Raw genomic sequence first — 696 nt, 5'->3', positions numbered from 1 at the left:
ATGGACGGGTAGTATTTTTTAACGAGCTTTTCATACGTCCCATCTTTTTTAATAGAGTCTAAATAACGATCAAACGCTTCGCGTAATTCCGGTGAATTTTTACGGAACGCAACAGCCATTTTTTGATTTTCGGAAACAGGGCCAATGACTTTTATTTCTCCCGGCCATTTTTCTAAAGCAATTAATGTGTCTGCTACATCCAATAAGGTACTTTCAGCATCATTTTTCATGATGGCAGGTACCATTTCGTTTAGGAGTCGTTTGCCATCGGGCAAAATCACTTTGGCACCCGTGTCGTACAAGTCGTAAAGGTTTGGGTCTAGGCACGAATGCTCTAGCGCCAACACTTCTCGTCCATCGATCAACTCTTTCACTGTCTTGACGTCTTCGTCGATCGAGCCACTTGGCTTAATTGGACTTAAACTTGAATCGGTACGAGAAACAAGCCATACCGCCGATGGGAAGTAGTCCTGAGAAAAGTCCAATACCTCTTCCCGCCAATCCAAAATCGTCACGCCATTGGCAATCAGATCACCCTCAATTGGCACACTGCCACCCACGACTGCGCGGTTGTGTCGGTATTGAACATCTTGACCTGTCAGCTTACCGACCATGTCACTCCACTGAGCCGGTACGTACTCATATCGCACACCTAACGAGCTCGCAAATCCTTTTACGATATCGACATCTAATCCT

Annotated in this window: 1 protein-coding gene; it reads right to left on the bottom strand. The window is 45.4% G+C overall.

The window, feature by feature from the left end:
* Positions 1-696 (bottom strand): transporter substrate-binding domain-containing protein (locus R7E78_RS26800; protein WP_318058695.1); only part of this gene is annotated, 696 nt, incomplete at both ends.

It is taken from the genome of Vibrio sp. YT-19(2023) (genome assembly GCF_033337395.1).
The sequence above is the reverse complement of the archived record's forward strand: the minus strand, read 5'-3'. Positions and strand labels throughout refer to the sequence as shown.